This is a genomic window from Emticicia sp. C21 (genome assembly GCF_003418935.1).
Taxonomy (GTDB): Bacteria; Bacteroidota; Bacteroidia; order Cytophagales; family Spirosomataceae; genus Emticicia.
In genome coordinates, this window is record NZ_QVMT01000001.1 from 220,779 (window position 1) to 238,223 (window position 17,445).

Here is a 17,445-nt window from a genome sequence, read left to right on the forward strand (position 1 = left end):
GCACACTACAAGCACGATGTTTCACAATTGACTCTCTTCGAAATGGTAGTCTTCCCATGCAAAAGTTCGCACCAACATTCCGTTTTACATTTCTCAGTTTTACATTTTTCTGTTTAAATGTATCACTCACTCCTTAGGCTTTTCACCGGGTTTACCAAAGCCGCTTTAATGGCCTGAGAACTTACAGATACCAATACAATAAAAATGGCTGATGCAAGGGTAACGATAAATATCCCTATTCCGATAGTGATGCGGTAATTATAATCCTTTAGCCATTGCTCCATTACATACCAGCCGATTGGCGCACCTATAAAAAAGGCAATCAATAATAAGCGGATGAAATCTTTGGTTAATAGTTGTACTACACTAAAAACAGGTGCACCCAGAGCCTTGCGTATGCCAATTTCTTTGGTACGTTGTTGTGCTGTATATGCTGCCAAACCAAATAAGCCAAGACAGGCAATGAAAATGGTAAGCCCTGTAAAGAGACTCGTTAAAGTGCCTGTTCGTTCTTCATTTTCAAATTTTGCTTTATAAGAGTCATCCGCAAACATGTATTCAAACGGATAGGCAGGATTATATTTGGCAAAAATTTTCTCTAAAGTTGCCAGATTGTCAGCCATCGGTTTAGCAGGATTTAGCCTCATGCTTATCCAGCCCAAACCAATCGGACCACCGGGTCCTTCAATCAATGCAGGATTGATGCGGTCGAAAGGAGATGCATAAATAAAATCCTTCACCACCCCTACTATATGCCATTCTGCATTACCGAATTTAATGGTAGTTCCTACAGGACTTTTCATATGCATGGTTTTTACAGCTGTTTCGTTCAATAGTACTGCGCTTGAATCGGTTGGATATTTTCGCACATCAATTTCTCTTCCTGCCACTAAGGTTGTTCCGGTTGTTTTCAGGAAATTGGCATCTGTACCAAATCTGTCAAACTCGATATCTTTATCACTCGGTGTACTGCCGGGCCAGGTTACACCCCATTGGCGAAGGTTTATAGTACTGATTGGCCCTAAAGATTTACCCATGGAAACCACTGCACCACTCGCCAATAATTCCTGTTGTAGTGGTTCATAATGGCTGGCTAAATCACCAGGTAAATCAGTGAAAAGCAGGTGATTCTGATTAAAGCCTTTGTCTCGAATTTGTGCATAATCTATTTGTTGGCTAATAATTAGAGTTGAAACAATGAGTACAATGGCAAAGGTAAATTGCATGACTACCAGAATTTTTCTGGGTGTAAAAGCCGCTCTCTGCGAACGAAGCATGCCTTTTAGTACCTTAGATGGCTGAAAATTGGCAAGGAAGAAGGCTGGGTAAGACCCGGCAAGCACACCTGTAAATATTAACATCCCAAGGGCAGCCAACCAGAAATAGGTTGAAGTAAAATTCAGAGAAAGTGATTTACCCGTCAATTGATTGAACATCGGCAAGCTAAGCAGAACAATTAGTAGAGCAACAATTCCTGCAAAGAACGTTAGCAGTACCGACTCTCCTATGAACTGCAGAATCAGAGATGTTTTCTGTGCTCCCGCTACCTTACGAACCCCTACTTCCTTAGCTCTTTTTTCACTTCTGGCGGTGCTTAGGTTAATGAAATTAACAGCGGCTATCAGCAAAATAAAGATGGCAATCAGGCCAAATAGGCGCACGGTTACAATGCGTCCTTCTACTAATTGACCGTTTTCCTGTTTTGAATGCAAATACCATTTACTGGCAGGATGCAGATAAATCTGACGATTTTTCACATCATCCAATATTCCTTTCAGATGCTCGGCTGTTACACTTTTGATTTTCTGATTTACTGCACCTTCATCCGCATGCTCTTTCAATAAAATATAAGTAAAATCATTGTTTGACTCCCAGGCATCAGACCCCCAACCAAGATTTACAAAGTAATTATAAGGTAACAAATAAGAGATGTAGTTAAATCTGGTGTTATCAGGTAAATTCTCTAATACCCCGGTCACTGAAAAACTTTCTTTATTATTTACCTGAACTACCTTACCTATAGCTAGCTTAGTACCAAATAATTTTTCAGCTAAAGCTTCAGTAATCACAATACCATTATTTCCTGCCAACACGCTTTGCACATTGCCTGATTTCAATGGAAAATCAAATAAATTCAGAAAAGAAGGATCGACAAAAGCCCCGCTTGCATTCATTTTTGTATCACCGACAGTTAAAGTTAACCCGGTGGAGCGGAATCTGGATGTTTCTTCTATTTCGGCATAATTCTGTTTTAGGGTTGGTGCCAGAAGTCTTGGAGTTGTTTCCCATGTTTGAGGCGTTCCACTGAAAATGTCTTTGTTGTAGACCTGATATAATCGGTCAGTTTTGCTATAAAATCTGTCGTATTGCAACTCATCTTGTATCCAAAGGATAATCAGTGTACAAGCTGCCAGACCAACAGCCAAACCACTGATATTGATAAACATATAGCTTTTAGCACGCATCAGGCTACGAAAAGCGATTTTCAGATAATTTCTTAGCATAATGGGGTTTATTAAAGAGTAAATATTATTGAAATCATCAGCCTGCGCTGATAAACGACGCTTTAAAAAATAAGGTCGGCAAAACCTCAGTACTTCCCAGACATACTGCCACCTGGCTTTGGTCAATCCAAACTCTTCCACTTGCATCTCAAACTGCTCGTGCATATCACCCTGCAGTTCTTCCGCCAAATCTTGCGGTAGAAAAACCTTTAAGAGTTTATCTGCCCATTTGGGTGGAGTGAGATTGTTGGGCTGTTTAAGCATTTAAAATAGTTTTTTATTTGCTACGATGTACACAAATGGCACGATGTTACACAATTGGTTCACTGCGATCTGGAAGCGTCTGCCACTCGGATAGCATAATAATTCGGCCCTTTTACGGCAACGGCTGCAGCATTTTTCAGTCCCAAAACTCCATGCCCTCTGCACCATGCCCCATGCGATTACTCACTTCGCAGGCTTTTCACCGGATTTATCAGTGCAGCTTTAATACTCTGAAAACTTACGGTTAATAGCGTGATTAATAAGGCTCCAATACCCGAAACAGCAAAAATCCACCATGATAATTCAGTATGGTATTTGTATTCCTGAAGCCAGTTATTTAAGAAATACCAGGCAACAGGAGTAGCAATGGCAAAGGCAATAAGTACCAATATCACAAATTCTTTAGATAATAACCTCCAGAGGTTGAATACACTGGCGCCTAATACTTTACGTACACCAATTTCTTTGGTACGTTGCTCGGCTACAAAGGATGCCAGACCGAAAAGGCCTAAGCAGGAGATAAAAATGGTGAGTATGGCAAAATAGAGGGCTAACGTTCCAATACGTTCTTCGGCTGCAAATTTCCTGGCGTATTCCTCGTCGGCAAACTTGTAGTTGAATATCGAAGCCGGGTTATACTTCCTGAAAATTGATTCAATCGTACCTAATGCCTCACTGGCACTTACATTTGGATTGATTTTGAAATTGACAAAATTGCCGGTATACTTTGAGAGGTAAAAAAACGACTGACGGGCAGGTGTATAGGGTGACTCCATCACCATATCCTTAATAACCCCGATTATTTTATATTGCAATGCATTTTTACCGCTCCCTTCTCTGACAACCGTACCGATCGGGTTCTTTAAACCCATAAATTTCACAGCTGCCTCATTCACTATCAGACTTGATGAATCGGTGCTATACTCTTCGGAGAAATCTCTGCCTGCTTTTAATTCCCAGTCTATTGTTTTGCCGAATTGATGAGATACACCAATCACAGCAAAGTCGGGGCTTTGGGCCGGGTCTTTCCCCTCCCAGCTAAAACCTCCGTTTACATGCCATACACCTGTAAGCGGGCTTTCTGATTCCGCCACTTCTGTCACCACTCCTGACGCTTTCAGTTCTGTACGGAAAACATCGAAATGGTTATGGATGTCTGAAGTGGTTGTTTGTACATAGAGCAATCCATTCCGGTTATAACCTATCGGACGGTTTTTGGCAAATTGAATCTGTCTGAAAACCATAAAAGTGCCAATAATTAGGGTAACGGATACTGTAAACTGAACCACTACCATCACTTTACGAGGCAAAGCCGCAAAGCGCCCAACCCGAAAAGTACCTTTGAGAATGCTGACTGCCTGAAAAGATGACAAATAAAAAGCAGGATAGCTTCCGGCAATTAATCCCGTAAGGAGGCAAAAAGCTAACCCTACTGTCCAAAAAACAGGGTTAGTCCAAAGCATAGTCATTTGCTTATCGGCCAATTGGTTAAATAATGGCAATAATAATTGAACGCCTATTAATGCTATGGCAAAAGCAATAAAGACAACCAATAAGGATTCGCTCAGAAACTGACCGATTAATTGCCCTCGTAATGAGCCAACTGCCTTACGCACACCTACTTCTTTGGCTCGTTTTTCAGAACGGGCAGTGCTTAAATTCATAAAATTGATGCAGGCCAGCAGCAATACAAAAACACCAATAATACCAAAAAGCCATACAAACTGGATTTGACCGCCAACATTCATACCGTTCTTAAACTCTGCATATAAATGCCATTTACTCATGGGTTGCAGAAAAATTTCAGGCTTAAACGATTTCTGAAAATCATCTACTTTGCGCAACTTAAGATCTTTTATTCTGGCAGATACGCTTGCCATATCAGCCTTCTCTGCCAGTTGCACAAATACCTGAAATGAATTGTTATCCCATTTAGTTTCAGAAAATTTCACCCAATCTCTGATGTCCACATTAACCTTCCAGGGCACCATATAATCCATATTATGGAACTGAGTATTATGTGGCAAATCCTCATAAACACCTGTTACCTTGACGGAAATCATATTATCAATTTTCACTGTCCGATTCAGCGGGTTGCTATTTCCAAACAGGTCTTCGGCCATACTTTCAGAAATCAACATCGAATTAGGTTCCTGTAAACCTGCTCTTGTTCCTTTCAGCATTGTGAGTGATAGCATTTCTGTGGCATCAGGTCCTATATAATTTCCTTCTTTCCAGATTTTTTTATCTCCTATCGAAATCGTATGCCCTTCTGTCCAGGAAGAAAGAATGATATATTTAAAATCCCCCCCATAGCTATCGCGCAGTTCTTTAGCTGTCGGGATAGGCACTGCTACACCAGTTCCAACTTCTCCATTCACAGTCTGAGATTGCATTACCTGAGCAATCCTGTCGTAATTTTTAAAAGATTTGTTATAAGAGAACTCATCATAAATCCATAAGCCAATCAGCATTATAACGGTGAGGCCAACGGCCAGGCCCCCAATATTGATGAGAGAATAGTTCTTATATTTGAGTAAATTTCTCCAGGCGATTTTTAAGTAATTGCTTATCATAATTAGTGAGAATATAGAACTAGTGTTATAATTATCTGTTTGCTGCACCCAGCGACGCTTTAAATAATAAGGCCGACAAAATTTTAGTACTTCTGCCAGATACAGCCATCGTGCTTTAGTAAATCCCACCTCTTCCACCTGCACCTCAAATTGCTCGTGCATATCCCCTTGCAGTTCTTCTGCGAGATCCTCAGGAAGAAAAACCATAAGGAGCTTATCTGCCCATTTTGGGGGAGAGTTTTTTTGCTCTTTCATATTTGTTTGGTTTGAGTAATCGAGTGAATGTGTGATTTAGTGATTAAGGTCGAGCTACACTATTATTTACTTTTCTCTAGTGCTTATTTTATCAATCACTCATTCACTAAATCATTCAATCACTAATTCTTCTATTCACTCTTCAAACTCTTCACAGGATTTACCAAAGCCGCTTTAATAGTCTGATAACTGACTGTCACTAAGGCAATCATTACAGAACCAATACCTGTGACGGCAAAGACCCATATTGATAAACTAATACGATAAGGATAATTCTGTAACCAGTTACTGAGAAAATACCAGGCCGTTGGAGCAGCGATGATAAAAGCAATCAAAACCAATATTACGAAGTCTTTTGAGAGTAAACCCCATAGATTAATTACACTTGCCCCAAGTACTTTTCGTACTCCAATCTCTTTTGTGCGTTGCTCGGCTATGAATGAAGTTAACCCGAAGAGGCCCAGGCATGAAATAAAAATAGCGAGGCTGGCTATCAGAAGCGTTAAATTACCGATGAGTTGTTCGTAGTTAAATTTCCTTGCATATTCTACATCGGCAAATTCATATTCGAAAGGAAACGCCGGGTTATGCTTTTGAAAGACTTTCCCTATCTGGATAATTGCTTCATCAGCTGATAAAGCAGGGTTGATTCTGACATTCAGGAAGTTTACTTCCTTATTAAAAACAATTGTCAAAGGTTTAATAGCTTCAAATGGAGACCCCATTTGTATATCAGGTATTACCCCGATTACATGCATAGGTTTGCCTTCAAACTTTAACAATTCACCCACCGGATTTTTCAGGTTCATTTTCTTAACCGCCGATTCATTCAGAATTACCCCAGATGAATCAGTAGAAAATTGTCGGGAGAAGTCTCTCCCTTGTCTTAATTTTATACCCAATGTCCGGATATAATCATAATTGGTTTCAATCCAGTTAAAGGGCACGCCTTTATCTGCAGGGGTAGAGTTTTTCCACTCCCATCCTACTCTATCACCCCAAATCTGGGTTGGTGGAGAATTGGTCTTGGCTACGGAAACAGCCAAGCCTTTAGATACCATTTCATGACGGAGCGGTTCAAAATTCTTCACCAGATCTTCCGTAGCATTCATTGAGATAAGCCCCTGGCTTGTAAAACCAATAGGTCTGTTTTTGCCATGCTCAATCTGTTGGTATATCACAACTGTAGCAATAATCAAAACAATAGAAAAGCTGAATTGCACTACCACTAAAACCTTGCGTGGTATAGAGACATTTTTCCCGCTATATACAATACCTTTCAGAATTCTTATAGGATTAAATGAGGATAAATAAAGTGCAGGATAGCTACCTGCTAAAAGCCCGGTTAAGCATGTAAATATCAAAGTAATACCCCAGAAAACAGGGTCAGACCAAGGCAATTGCATCGTTTTCTGTGTCAGGCTATTAAAATAGGGTAAAGATAAATAACTTATCAGTAGGGCTACTGCCAAAGACAAAAAGGCTAACATAAGGGATTCTGATAAGAACTGACCAATCAATTGTTTTCTCAATGAGCCCATCACTTTCCTTACACCTACTTCCTTGGCACGTTTCTCAGAACGTGCGGTGCTGAGATTCATGAAATTGATGCAGGCAATTATCAGAATAAAGAATCCTATAATGGCGAATAGAATGACGTATCTAATAAACCCTCCTGTGTTTTTGCCATTGGCAAAGTCAGAATACAATCGCCAGTCAGACATGGGATGCAGGAATACCTCAGGCTTTACACTTGTGCTAACCAAAGAATTTGCCTCTGCATGCCGTAGCATTTCATCTTTTATTTTGCTATTGACTTTACTTATATCAACACCATCTTTCAACAGCACATAAATGACAAATACATTATAATCCCAATGGTTTTTAACCAGATTAATCGCATCAGGATTAAAAGTTTTTGTCAGTTCCCAGGGGAGCAAATAATCAAATTGAAGGCTGGCACTGGCAGGTTGTTTGGCAACTACGGCCGCTACTTTTACATCTATTTTATTATCAACCTTTATAATCTTGCCAATTGGTTCTTCATCCCCAAACAGGTCGTGTGCTGTTTCATCAGTCAATACAATGGCATTGGGCTCTTTCAAAGGGTCTTTATCGCCTTTCAGAATTTTGAAAGAGAACATACCAATTGCCTGACTTCCTATCATATTCCCTTGCTTCCGAATACGTTTTTCGCCGACACTCAGTACTCTTTCATAATTCCAGTCGCAAATGGCTACTGCCTGAAAATCGGGATAATTATGTTGTAAGGCATCAATCATGGGCATAGGAGATGCTTCTACAGTAGACCTGATGTCGGAATAAGTCTGATGCGACATCACCTTATATAACCTATCATAATTGACATGGTGCTTATTGGCCGAAAGTTCATCCTGCATCCAGATACCAATCAATATTGTTACTGCCATCCCCAAAGCCAATCCACTAATATTAATGGCTGAATAAGCCTTATTTTTAGTAAAGTTTCTCCAGGCAATTTTCAGATAGTTTCGTAGCATATTGATGTTTATTAAAGAATTGTATATAGAATTATCATATGATTTAGACATAAACCGACGCTTCAAAAAATAAGGCCGACAAAAGCGTAATACTTCTAAAGCATATAACAATCGGGCTTTGCTCTCTCCTATTTCTTCTACCTGTCTCTCAAATTGCTCGTGCATGTCGCCCTGCAGTTCCTCAAATAACTCATACGGTAGCACCGCCGACAGCAGTTTATCTGCCCAACGGGGAGGTAATGGTATTATAGGGGGTTGCTTTTTCATAATTGTATATTTATTGCGTGAATGAGTGAGTTGGCGATTGAGTGATTGTTTTTAAACTTTAATCACTAAATCGCACAATTCTTTAATTGAACGAAAGTTTCGGAATAGCACTCCATAGGTCGTTACGCATATCTCGCATTTCATCGAGTGTGCGCTTACCCAATCCGGTTATACTGAATAATCTTTTCCGGCGGCCACCACGTTCGTTCGTTGCTCCGCCTAATGCTGAGCTTACAAAACCTTTTTCTTCCAGTCGATATAAGGCAATATGCACACCGCTTAGACTAATGACACGGTCGGTGCGCTTTTTAAGTTCAGCCGCAATCGTAACACCATAAGCACCTCCTTCAAGTACTGCTACGGTCAGCAAAACCAGTTCTTCAAATTCTCCTAAGTATGGACGTCCCATAATATATGTATTTAATTAGGTTATTTGATTATCATTTGCTAAACAAATCAAGCCGAACATTTGCAATTTATATAAAGATCGGGCAACGACTCATTTCATTATTATTTGCTAAACAAATCAGGCCGACATTATGCGATTAATAAAAATGACTGGCCGAGATTTATTTCATTATATTTTGTTAAACAAATCAAATGCCAAGTGTAAAAAACCTATCGGGAGACTCATTAAAGCGGTTTTGGCAAAAGAGAAGTGTCCGAAATCGTACAGTTGTCTGTCCGTTTTTGGGCGGGTGCCAGGAGTAAAACAGGCAATATGGCAAACAAAACAGCTATGGTGTAGGTTTACTAAACATATGCAAAATCACACAACAATGACCAGAACAGTAGCGCAAAAAATGGGTATTAAAGCCAATAGTAAAGCCTTATTTATCAATGCTCCGATTGATGTTTTAGAAGGCATAAATCTTCCGAAAATTGACAGCACAACAAAACAATCAGAAGAATTTGATTATATCCACTTATTTGTCAAAAGTCAGACAGAATTCAGAGAAAAGTTTCCTCAATTAAAGCCTCATCTAAAACTTGATGGCATGTTGTGGGTCTCATGGCCCAAAAATAAACAATTAGGTACCGATCTTTCAATAACTAAGGTTATAGAAATAGGTTACGAATCAGGTCTGGTAGAAAGTACTGCCCTAAGCATTAATTCAGTCTGGTCGGCTATTAAATTTACTCATCCCAAGAAAGGCAAGGAATATCACAACAGCTACGGACAATTGAAAGAAAGGACGACGGGTAGATAATACTTTTATATCAACGCGAGGTACCGGCAAATAAAAAGATATTTAAAGAAACTTATAGCCTGTGGGTTTAAGCTACTTTTGCTTATTCATTCAAATAATAAACAATTTAGCTATGACTTTACTTCGTACAACTCTATTCCTGCTTGGTTTCTGTTTCCTCTATTTATCAGGATTCTCTCAAAATGTAACTATCCTTCCGGGTGGAATTACACCTATGCAATCAACTACTTATCCCCGATTAAGTTATGATGAAATTGCTGCGCTTACTTCCCCACAGGATGGAGATATTGCTTATGATATAACTTTTAAATGTATGCGCCTTTATAATGGTACTAAATGGGTAAGACTTGTCAGTGACCAAGATTTAAATATACCATCTATGACAGGATGGGCGGCAGGAGGTACGGGCAATGACCAGGGCCTAGGAATAGCTACAGATAATAGTGGTAATGTTTTTGTAACCGGATATTTTCATAGTAGTGCTACTTTTGGAGACACAATCGTAACAAGTAGCGGAGGTGCTGACATTTTTCTGGCTAAATATACAAGTACAGGTACTTTAATATGGATAACGACAGCGGGGGGATCAGGTACTGACGCAAGTAATGATGTTGCTGTTGATAGTAATGGAGATGTTTACATAACAGGCTATATTGAAGCAACTGCCCATTTTAATGGGTCTACCCTTATCAGCTCAGGAAGTACAGATGTTTTTATTGCCAAGTATAGTAGTACTGGCGTTTTTCAATGGGTAAATCGTGGAGGTAGTACTCTAAATGACCTTGCTTTTAGTATTGCGATAGATTCAGGCAACAATGTTTATATAACCGGATATTGCAAAGATTTGTCTTCATTTTCCGGAACAAACGTTACAAGTGCTGGCAATGCCGATGTTTTTTTTGCTAAATATAATACAAGTGGCTCACTTCAATGGATACAAATAACTGGTGGACCGAATGATGATGTGGGTAGAGGCATTTGTGTTGATATTAGCGGGTATGTATATCTTACCGGTTATACTACCGGAGCAACCAATATCGCCAATGTTCCTTTTGTAGTTGGTGGTGGGACAGATTTTTTTTGCGCAAAATACAGCCCATTTACAAGCACGTATGTGTGGCACGGCTATGGGCTGGGTTCGGGAAATGATAGTGGAGTAGGAATAACAACAGACTTAGATGGAAATACTTATATGACAGGTTACTTTTCCAATACATTCACTTTAGCGGGCACAGTTGTGAATAGTTCAGGCTCATTAGATGTTTTTGTAGCTAAATTCAATGCTACTCCTATGTTAGTATGGGTTAAAACTGCTGGTGGAACGGGTAGTGATGTAGGTTTTGATATAGTAGTTGACACAGATGGAAATGTTTTTACAACCGGATATTTTGCTGAAACCGTCTCATTTAGTAATAAACAGGTTACCAGCGCCGGATTAAATGATATTTTCATTGCCAAATATAATAGTGCTGGTGTAGTTCAGTGGGTACAAAGTTCTGGTAATACAGAAATTGATTACGGTGTGGACTTAGCACTAGATGCAGATAATAATATTTACTTGAGTGGTTACTTCCAGAATACTGCAAAATTTGGCAGTAAGAACCTCATTAGCGCAGGCGGACAGGATGTCTTCGTAACCAGAATAAAAGACTAACATAAGCATGCTGCTTCTAGAAAGAGGCTTTATAATATTCCCTTGTAGCATCTATAAGCTTTTACATAGTTTACTGTACCCTAATACATTTATAATCAACCAAAAAGAGCCAATGCTTCGCATTGGCTCTCAATCTCTTACAATACCAATCCCCTAATCAACCACTCTTACGCTCAAAGCAGTTTTAGAGTTAGGTTTAGCTACTTCATAAGCTATCAACAATTTGCCGTTGGCAATGAGACTTGTCGCATTCTGGCCGTAGTCTGAGCCGCTTAATTGTTGATTGTCGAGTACTTTGCCACCCACTACTTTACTGTAGAAAATCTGGCTGGTACCACCTTCGGTAGTTTGTTCCCATACAAAAACGCCTTGTTTATCATCGGCGGCTACATGGCCATTTTTAGCACTGGCGCTTAAAACTTTTAATAATTTACCATTGGCATCTACTAATCTTACGCCTGATTTCTCATTAGCTCCCGAAAACCAGGTAGCCAGAGTTCCATTGGGAGTTGCTACAGAAGTAACCCCTGAATGTGGACAACCTTTAACCTCCCATTTATCGTTATGCAGAATCTGAGGTTTTGAGAAACTCGCGCCATTATTTGAGGATGTCATACGTGCAATGTCACGTATATCATCGTTATTATCACGATAGAATACATTCAGTGTACCTTTATTATCTACCAGAAGGCTGATATTACAACAATCGCATACTACAGGGTCAATGAGTTTTTCGGGTTGAAAGACACCATTTTTGGTAATTACCATGCGTAAATCTCTTTCTTCGTGTTTGGTGCTGCCTTTTACATCTTTCAGATAAGCCACCGCAATTTCATCGTTTGCCAATACAACAGCATCAAAAAAACCTCTCACCAATCTTGAAGTATCTGAATCAACCGAAGTTGGAGCTGTCCACGTATTTCCATTGTCTTTCGAAACCATGTACTTGATTTGAATTTCTCGCTTAGGTGCAGGAGTAGGATTGTGATTACCATGTCCCCCTTTATGAGCTGTTGGTGCCACAGGTGCAACTACAATTGTACGATAAGAGAAAACTGCTGCCATTGTACCATCCTTCTTAAACAATAATCTCGGGCGCATCAGGCGACTGCTACCCAAGCTTGCATCGGCAAAAATCAGTTTTTTATCACTAAACTTCTTCCCACCATCTTTTGAAGTTGAGAAATAGAGTGATAATACGTTTTTTTCGTCTTTTTCTGTCCAGTACAATACCGGTTCACCTTGTGTGTTTTTGGTAAATGTAGGTAAAGAATAAGCATGAGAATTATCGGCAAAAGAGGTATTTTGTGCCATTGTGAAAGAAGATAGCCCCATTATTAATAGGGCCATGATTACAAAAATATTTTTCTTCATTCTATTAGTATTTTGAGGTAAATGATTGTTGATTTAAATTGTATTTACAGAACTGTTTAATTTTAACTCTAATCTTTTTGACTATATCGATATCCTTGGTAAAAAAGGTTCCCACCGTATCGGTAACTTTTTTAGGTTCCGTTTTTATGGATGGAACTTTAGCAAACTCCCAAATTCCTGCTGAAAAGTAGACCAATCGCTTTTTTAAACAGGCGTCTGGTGTGTTCCTTGGTCAAAAAGGTTCCCACTATATTGGTAACCTTTTTTAGCTCCCTTTTCGTGGCCTCTATTTTGATAACCTGCTGATATATAGCCAATTGCTCTTTTATCATGCTTCCGCTGCAGTCCTCAATCGTAAAGGTTCCCACCATATTGGTAACCTTTTTCAGCTCATTTTCGTGGCTGTAATTTTGAAAAACTGTGAAATTCCTGCTGGAAATAAGGCCAATCGCTCTTTTAAAGAGGCTTTGGTTCGCTCCTAGGTGAAAAAGGTTCCCACTATTGGTAACCTTTTTCAGTAGCACTTTAATAGTCATTAATACCTCTATCATCGCTATTAATTTTCTTTGACTGAGTGTCTCCTTCTCTTCATTCATGGCAATAGTTATTAAGTAAAATATTACCCCAGAATGAGCGTCATCTAAATTTCCGGTTTTAGATGATGCTTTCAAAATGAATAGGGAGCTTTTTAATGAAATCAGACTGATACACCTAACCCGGTATGGCGCCTGTTGCCGTTGAGTGAGAAACCCAGCTTGGGCATCCAAGATATAAACTTCTACTATTTAGAATAATTCTAAAGAACAAATCTAAAGGAGTATGGCTTAGTATATAAGAAAAATTAATGGAATTTTAGCAAATCAAAAATCCTGTAGCGTAAATCAGAAAGATTAAATAAATTGGCAATAAAATTATCAATCTTATGACTCTTGACCAGACAATGCTAGAATTGAAGGCACTTTCCAATGAGAAAGTGCTTCAAATGAATAAAAAGAATGGAGCACATGATAATCAATTTGGTGTAAAACTAGGAGACATCCGCACAGTAGCCAATAAAATAAAAATTGATCATGCCTTAGGTTTAGAGTTATGGGCGACTGGTAATATTGACGCAAGGTTGCTCTCCACCTTAATAATGAAACCAAAACTTTTTTCTATTGCTGAACTGGATAATATGGTACGCTCTATCAGATTCACCTACGAGTCCGAATGGCTCTATGCTTATATCATTAAACTACATCCTGATAAAGATAAGCTTCGGGAACCCTGGATGTTGTCAACTGACCCTATGTCTCAACGATTAGGTTGGAGTCTGACAAGCGGTAGAGTAGCCAGAGAGCCCGAGGGAATAGATATTAAAGCCTTACTTGACAGAATAGAAACTGAAATGCCAACGGCCGACCCATTGATACAATGGACCATGAATTCTACTCTAGCCAACATTGGCATTTATCACCCCGAATACCGTGAAAGAGCTTTGTCCATTGGAGAGAAACTAGGTATCTATAGAGATTATCCCGTTTCAAAAGGTTGCACCTCCCCTTTTGTTCCTATCTGGATTAATGAAATGGTGAAGAGGCAGGGGTGATTTAAGCAGTATTATCCTATTATTATATAGAAAGCTTAACTCTCTGTACATTATTACAAGCAATCAAGAAGCGACTGTAGTTCAGTTCGCCCTTCAAAGTATATTCGACAATCTGCAATCGACGCTTGACAATCCTAGTAATTCCTCCTACCTTTGCCACGGCTTTAGGGGTATTCTGAAAAGAATTGAGAGAGTCCCTTTGAACCTGATACGGTTGATACCGACGTAGGGAAAAGCGAATAATCTATAGCTTCGCGCAATATATATTATCGGCTTTTATTTCAAAGCAATCTTCTTTAGCCATTGTATTTAAAATCAAAAACAATGGAAAAAAATCTTTGGAAACACATTGAAAGGGTCCGTGCACAGTCACCTTTAGTGCACAATATCACCAATTTTGTAGTTATGAACAACACGGCTAATGCCTTGTTAGCCGTTGGGGCCTCTCCTATTATGGCTCATGCTCATTCGGAGGTACAAGATATGACGAGCATCTGCCAGTCATTGGTTGTTAATATTGGTACTTTAGATGAATATTGGGTAAAATCAATGCTTTTAGCAGCCGAAAAAGCACACCAACTTAACAAGCCTTGGATACTTGACCCCGTGGGCGCAGGTGCAACCAGTTACCGTAATCATACCATAAGTGCTTTATTGGGTTATAAACCAACTGTTATTCGTGGAAATGCGTCTGAAATAATGGCATTGGCAAAAGATAACACTACTCCTACCAAAGGTGTAGATAGTACTGCCGAAAGCAATGAAGCTATTGTGGCTGCCAAAATGATTGCCAATGAATACGAAACATTGGTATGTATTTCAGGCAAAACAGATATTGTGGTTGGTAAAGATACCCTAGTTTATATTGATAATGGTGATGCCCTGATGACCAAAGTAACTGGTTTGGGTTGCTCGTCAACTGCTGTTATTGGTGCATTTATAGCCGTGATTGAAGATAAAGCAGAGGCAGTGACAGCAGCAATGGCATTGTTCAGCATTGTCGGAGAATTGGCAGCTAAACAATCTGTAGGGCCGGGTAGCTTGCAAATGCAATTATTGGATAAGTTGCACAATATTACACAGGAAGAGTTTTTACAGACTTTGAAAATCTCATCAAATGGCTAAGCACCCTTTGTTTCCTTATCAATTGTACCTGGTTATTTCAGAGGAAGCTTGCCAGGGGCGAGATTTTCTGAAAGTAGCTGAACAAGCCATCATTGGCGGGGTAGAAATTATTCAACTGCGAGAAAAAAATACTGATACTCCCATTTTTATTGAAAAAGCCCTGCGATTAAAGGAAATCACCGAACGATACAATGTACCGCTAATTATTAATGACAATCTTGAAGTTGCCAATGCCGTGCAGGCATTTGGTATACATGTGGGCAATACTGATACACCTCCAACTGAAATCCGATCAAGATGGGGAAATCAATTGCAGATTGGTTATTCGATTGAATACCTGAGTCAGTTGGAAACAATGGAAACAGCTACTGCCAATCATCTGGGTATCAGTCCGATTTTCTCAACTGCCACCAAAACCGATACCGTTACAGAATGGGGATTAGAAGGCATCAGGCTAATCAGAAGTCTGACAGATAAGCCCCTCATTGCCATTGGCAATATGAATAAAACCAATGCCGTTTCAGTAGTACAAGCCGGGGCTGATTCTATAGCGGTAGTATCGGCTATTTGTTCAGCAGAGAATCCACAAAAGGCAGCTTATGAACTTAGAAACCTCATCACACAATGAATAAAAAATACACCTATCCATCGGTTTTGACCATTGCAGGATTCGATGGAAGCGGCGGAGCAGGTATTCAGGCAGACATTAAAACTTTCTCTTCTTTGGGTTGCTTTGCTACCTCTGTTCTTACAGCCCTACCTGTGCAAAATACACAGGGTGTACGCACCATCTACCCTATTCCATACCAGGCTGTAGCTGAGCAGATAGAAACAATTTTAGATGATATATTTCCTGATGCCATTAAGATAGGAATGGTGCATACTTCTGAATTAGTGTCAACTATTGTTTCGACACTTAGAAAATACCCGAGTATACCGCTTGTTTTCGACCCGGTGATGGTGGCTACCAGTGGGCATAAACTTATTGAAGAATCAACGATTCAAACCATTATTGAGGAATTGTTTCCGATAGCATCGGTTATAACACCCAATATGGATGAGGCTGCTATCTTAGCTCAAATGCCCATTCGTACACTAGATGATATGTATATGGCAGGTGAAAAGATTTTAGCTCTGGGCTGCCAATCAGTTTTGCTAAAAGGCGGGCATCTGGATTTGCCCCAGATAACCTCCCTATATTTCGATGCCGAGGGGCAGGTATATTCTTATGAGTTTGAGAAATTTCCGACCAATAATACACATGGTTCAGGCTGTACTTTATCCTCAGCGATTGCGGCTTATATAGCACAAGGAAAAAGCCTGCATGAAGCTGTTTCGCGGGGACAAACCTATGTACATCAAGCTATCAAACATGGCGCTGATGTGGCTATTGGCAAAGGTAATGGCCCTCTAAATCACTTCTTTAACCCACAAAAACTCATTAAAAATGAAATGGTCTGAACAAGCCTGGCTAAGCATAGAGCCTATTTATGAATCTATTCTGCAAATGCCTTTTATTCAGGAACTGATAGAGGGCACGCTACCCTTAGAGAAATTTCAGTATTATCTGATGCAGGATTCTATCTATCTCGAACATTTTGGCAGAGCATTGGCAATTATTGGCTCAAGGGCAAATACTATTGCTGATATGCTGGCTTTTTTTCGTTTTGCGGAAACTACCATTATTGTAGAAAATGCCTTACATGAATCTTATTTCAAAGATTTTGGTATTGACAATAGAGATGGGATACAACCTGCGTGCCATCATTATTCTCATTTCCTGAAAAGTACTACGGCCTTGGAAGCTGTTGAGGTAGGTATGGCCGCAGTTCTCCCCTGCTTCTGGATTTACAAAGCCGTTGGAGATTATATTTACCAACGTCAGAATGGCAACAATAATCCCTACCAGGAATGGATTAACACCTATGCCGGAGAAGAATTTGGTATTGCTGTAAAATCAGCCATCAGTATCTGTGATAATAATGCCGCTCAAACCACCGTTGCGATTCAGGATAAAATGACAGAAGCTTTCATTATGTCATCTCGACTGGAATATGATTTCTGGGAAGCCGCTTATATGAATCGCCGTTGGAAGTAAAATATATTAG

General features: G+C 39.6%; 13 protein-coding genes and 1 riboswitch. Of the genes, 7 read left to right on the top strand and 6 right to left on the bottom strand.

The window, feature by feature from the left end; genetic code table 11:
* Positions 1-122 precede the first annotated feature (122 nt).
* From D0T08_RS00900 to D0T08_RS00915, 4 genes are all read right to left on the bottom strand, one after another.
* Positions 123-2,768, bottom strand: coding sequence for an ABC transporter permease (locus tag D0T08_RS00900; RefSeq protein ID WP_116980685.1), 2,646 nt, complete (start codon positions 2,766-2,768; stop codon positions 123-125).
* Positions 2,769-2,947: 179 nt separating this feature from the next.
* On the bottom strand, positions 2,948-5,599 hold the full coding sequence (locus D0T08_RS00905) for an ABC transporter permease (RefSeq protein WP_199538102.1): 2,652 nt from the start codon (positions 5,597-5,599) through the stop codon (positions 2,948-2,950).
* Between the two features lie 131 nt (positions 5,600-5,730).
* Positions 5,731-8,385 carry an ABC transporter permease gene (locus D0T08_RS00910; protein WP_229238877.1) on the bottom strand — a complete coding sequence of 885 codons (2,655 nt, stop codon included), beginning with the start codon at positions 8,383-8,385 and terminating at the stop codon, positions 5,731-5,733.
* 82 nt (positions 8,386-8,467) lie between these two features.
* Positions 8,468-8,794: a PadR family transcriptional regulator gene (locus tag D0T08_RS00915; protein WP_116980686.1), complete on the bottom strand. Its 327-nt coding sequence runs from the start codon at positions 8,792-8,794 to the stop codon at positions 8,468-8,470.
* Positions 8,795-9,164: 370 nt separating this feature from the next.
* Between D0T08_RS00915 and D0T08_RS00920 the strand changes: the two genes are divergently transcribed.
* Together D0T08_RS00920 and D0T08_RS00925 are read left to right on the top strand one after the other, a co-directional pair.
* On the top strand, positions 9,165-9,596 hold the full coding sequence (locus tag D0T08_RS00920; RefSeq protein ID WP_116981471.1) for a hypothetical protein: 432 nt from the start codon (positions 9,165-9,167) through the stop codon (positions 9,594-9,596).
* A gap of 112 nt (positions 9,597-9,708) precedes the next feature.
* Positions 9,709-11,250: an SBBP repeat-containing protein gene (locus tag D0T08_RS00925; protein WP_116980687.1), complete on the top strand. Its 1,542-nt coding sequence runs from the start codon at positions 9,709-9,711 to the stop codon at positions 11,248-11,250.
* Positions 11,251-11,403: 153 nt separating this feature from the next.
* Here D0T08_RS00925 and D0T08_RS00930 read toward each other — a convergent pair whose 3' ends face one another.
* Positions 11,404-12,624, bottom strand: a complete 1,221-nt coding sequence (locus D0T08_RS00930; protein ID WP_116980688.1) for a sialidase family protein — start codon at positions 12,622-12,624, stop codon at positions 11,404-11,406.
* Between the two features lie 158 nt (positions 12,625-12,782).
* Positions 12,783-13,391: a hypothetical protein gene (locus D0T08_RS00935; RefSeq protein ID WP_116980689.1), complete on the bottom strand. Its 609-nt coding sequence runs from the start codon at positions 13,389-13,391 to the stop codon at positions 12,783-12,785.
* A gap of 155 nt (positions 13,392-13,546) precedes the next feature.
* Between D0T08_RS00935 and D0T08_RS00940 the strand changes: the two genes are divergently transcribed.
* The 5 genes from D0T08_RS00940 (at position 13,547) to tenA (ending at position 17,435) form a co-directional block, all read left to right on the top strand.
* Positions 13,547-14,212 carry a DNA alkylation repair protein gene (locus D0T08_RS00940; protein WP_116980690.1) on the top strand — a complete coding sequence of 222 codons (666 nt, stop codon included), beginning with the start codon at positions 13,547-13,549 and terminating at the stop codon, positions 14,210-14,212.
* 156 nt (positions 14,213-14,368) lie between these two features.
* A riboswitch (TPP riboswitch) is annotated at positions 14,369-14,461 on the top strand.
* A gap of 75 nt (positions 14,462-14,536) precedes the next feature.
* Positions 14,537-15,337 (top strand): hydroxyethylthiazole kinase, encoded by an 801-nt coding sequence (gene thiM, locus D0T08_RS00945; RefSeq protein WP_116980691.1) that lies wholly within the window; start codon positions 14,537-14,539, stop codon positions 15,335-15,337.
* Positions 15,330-15,965: a thiamine phosphate synthase gene (thiE, locus tag D0T08_RS00950; RefSeq protein ID WP_116980692.1), complete on the top strand. Its 636-nt coding sequence runs from the start codon at positions 15,330-15,332 to the stop codon at positions 15,963-15,965. The genes thiM and thiE overlap by 8 nt, the downstream gene beginning before the upstream one ends.
* Positions 15,962-16,798: a bifunctional hydroxymethylpyrimidine kinase/phosphomethylpyrimidine kinase gene (gene thiD / locus D0T08_RS00955; RefSeq protein ID WP_116980693.1), complete on the top strand. Its 837-nt coding sequence runs from the start codon at positions 15,962-15,964 to the stop codon at positions 16,796-16,798. The genes thiE and thiD overlap by 4 nt, the downstream gene beginning before the upstream one ends.
* Positions 16,785-17,435: a thiaminase II gene (tenA, locus tag D0T08_RS00960; protein WP_116980694.1), complete on the top strand. Its 651-nt coding sequence runs from the start codon at positions 16,785-16,787 to the stop codon at positions 17,433-17,435. Before thiD ends, tenA begins: the two co-directional genes overlap by 14 nt.
* Positions 17,436-17,445: the final 10 nt, after the last annotated feature.

Excerpts from the sequence above, each read along its gene's own strand:
- D0T08_RS00900 (WP_116980685.1), bottom strand. The coding sequence starts at position 2,768 with ATGCTTAAACAGCCCAACAATCTCACTCCACCCAAATGGGCAGATAAA.
- D0T08_RS00905 (WP_199538102.1), bottom strand. The coding sequence starts at position 5,599 with ATGAAAGAGCAAAAAAACTCTCCCCCAAAATGGGCAGATAAGCTCCTT.
- D0T08_RS00910 (WP_229238877.1), bottom strand. The coding sequence starts at position 8,385 with ATGAAAAAGCAACCCCCTATAATACCATTACCTCCCCGTTGGGCAGAT.
- D0T08_RS00915 (WP_116980686.1), bottom strand. The coding sequence starts at position 8,794 with ATGGGACGTCCATACTTAGGAGAATTTGAAGAACTGGTTTTGCTGACC.
- D0T08_RS00920 (WP_116981471.1), top strand. The coding sequence starts at position 9,165 with ATGACCAGAACAGTAGCGCAAAAAATGGGTATTAAAGCCAATAGTAAA.
- D0T08_RS00925 (WP_116980687.1), top strand. The coding sequence starts at position 9,709 with ATGACTTTACTTCGTACAACTCTATTCCTGCTTGGTTTCTGTTTCCTC.
- D0T08_RS00930 (WP_116980688.1), bottom strand. The coding sequence starts at position 12,624 with ATGAAGAAAAATATTTTTGTAATCATGGCCCTATTAATAATGGGGCTA.
- D0T08_RS00940 (WP_116980690.1), top strand. The coding sequence starts at position 13,547 with ATGACTCTTGACCAGACAATGCTAGAATTGAAGGCACTTTCCAATGAG.
- thiM (WP_116980691.1), top strand. The coding sequence starts at position 14,537 with ATGGAAAAAAATCTTTGGAAACACATTGAAAGGGTCCGTGCACAGTCA.
- thiE (WP_116980692.1), top strand. The coding sequence starts at position 15,330 with ATGGCTAAGCACCCTTTGTTTCCTTATCAATTGTACCTGGTTATTTCA.
- thiD (WP_116980693.1), top strand. The coding sequence starts at position 15,962 with ATGAATAAAAAATACACCTATCCATCGGTTTTGACCATTGCAGGATTC.
- tenA (WP_116980694.1), top strand. The coding sequence starts at position 16,785 with ATGAAATGGTCTGAACAAGCCTGGCTAAGCATAGAGCCTATTTATGAA.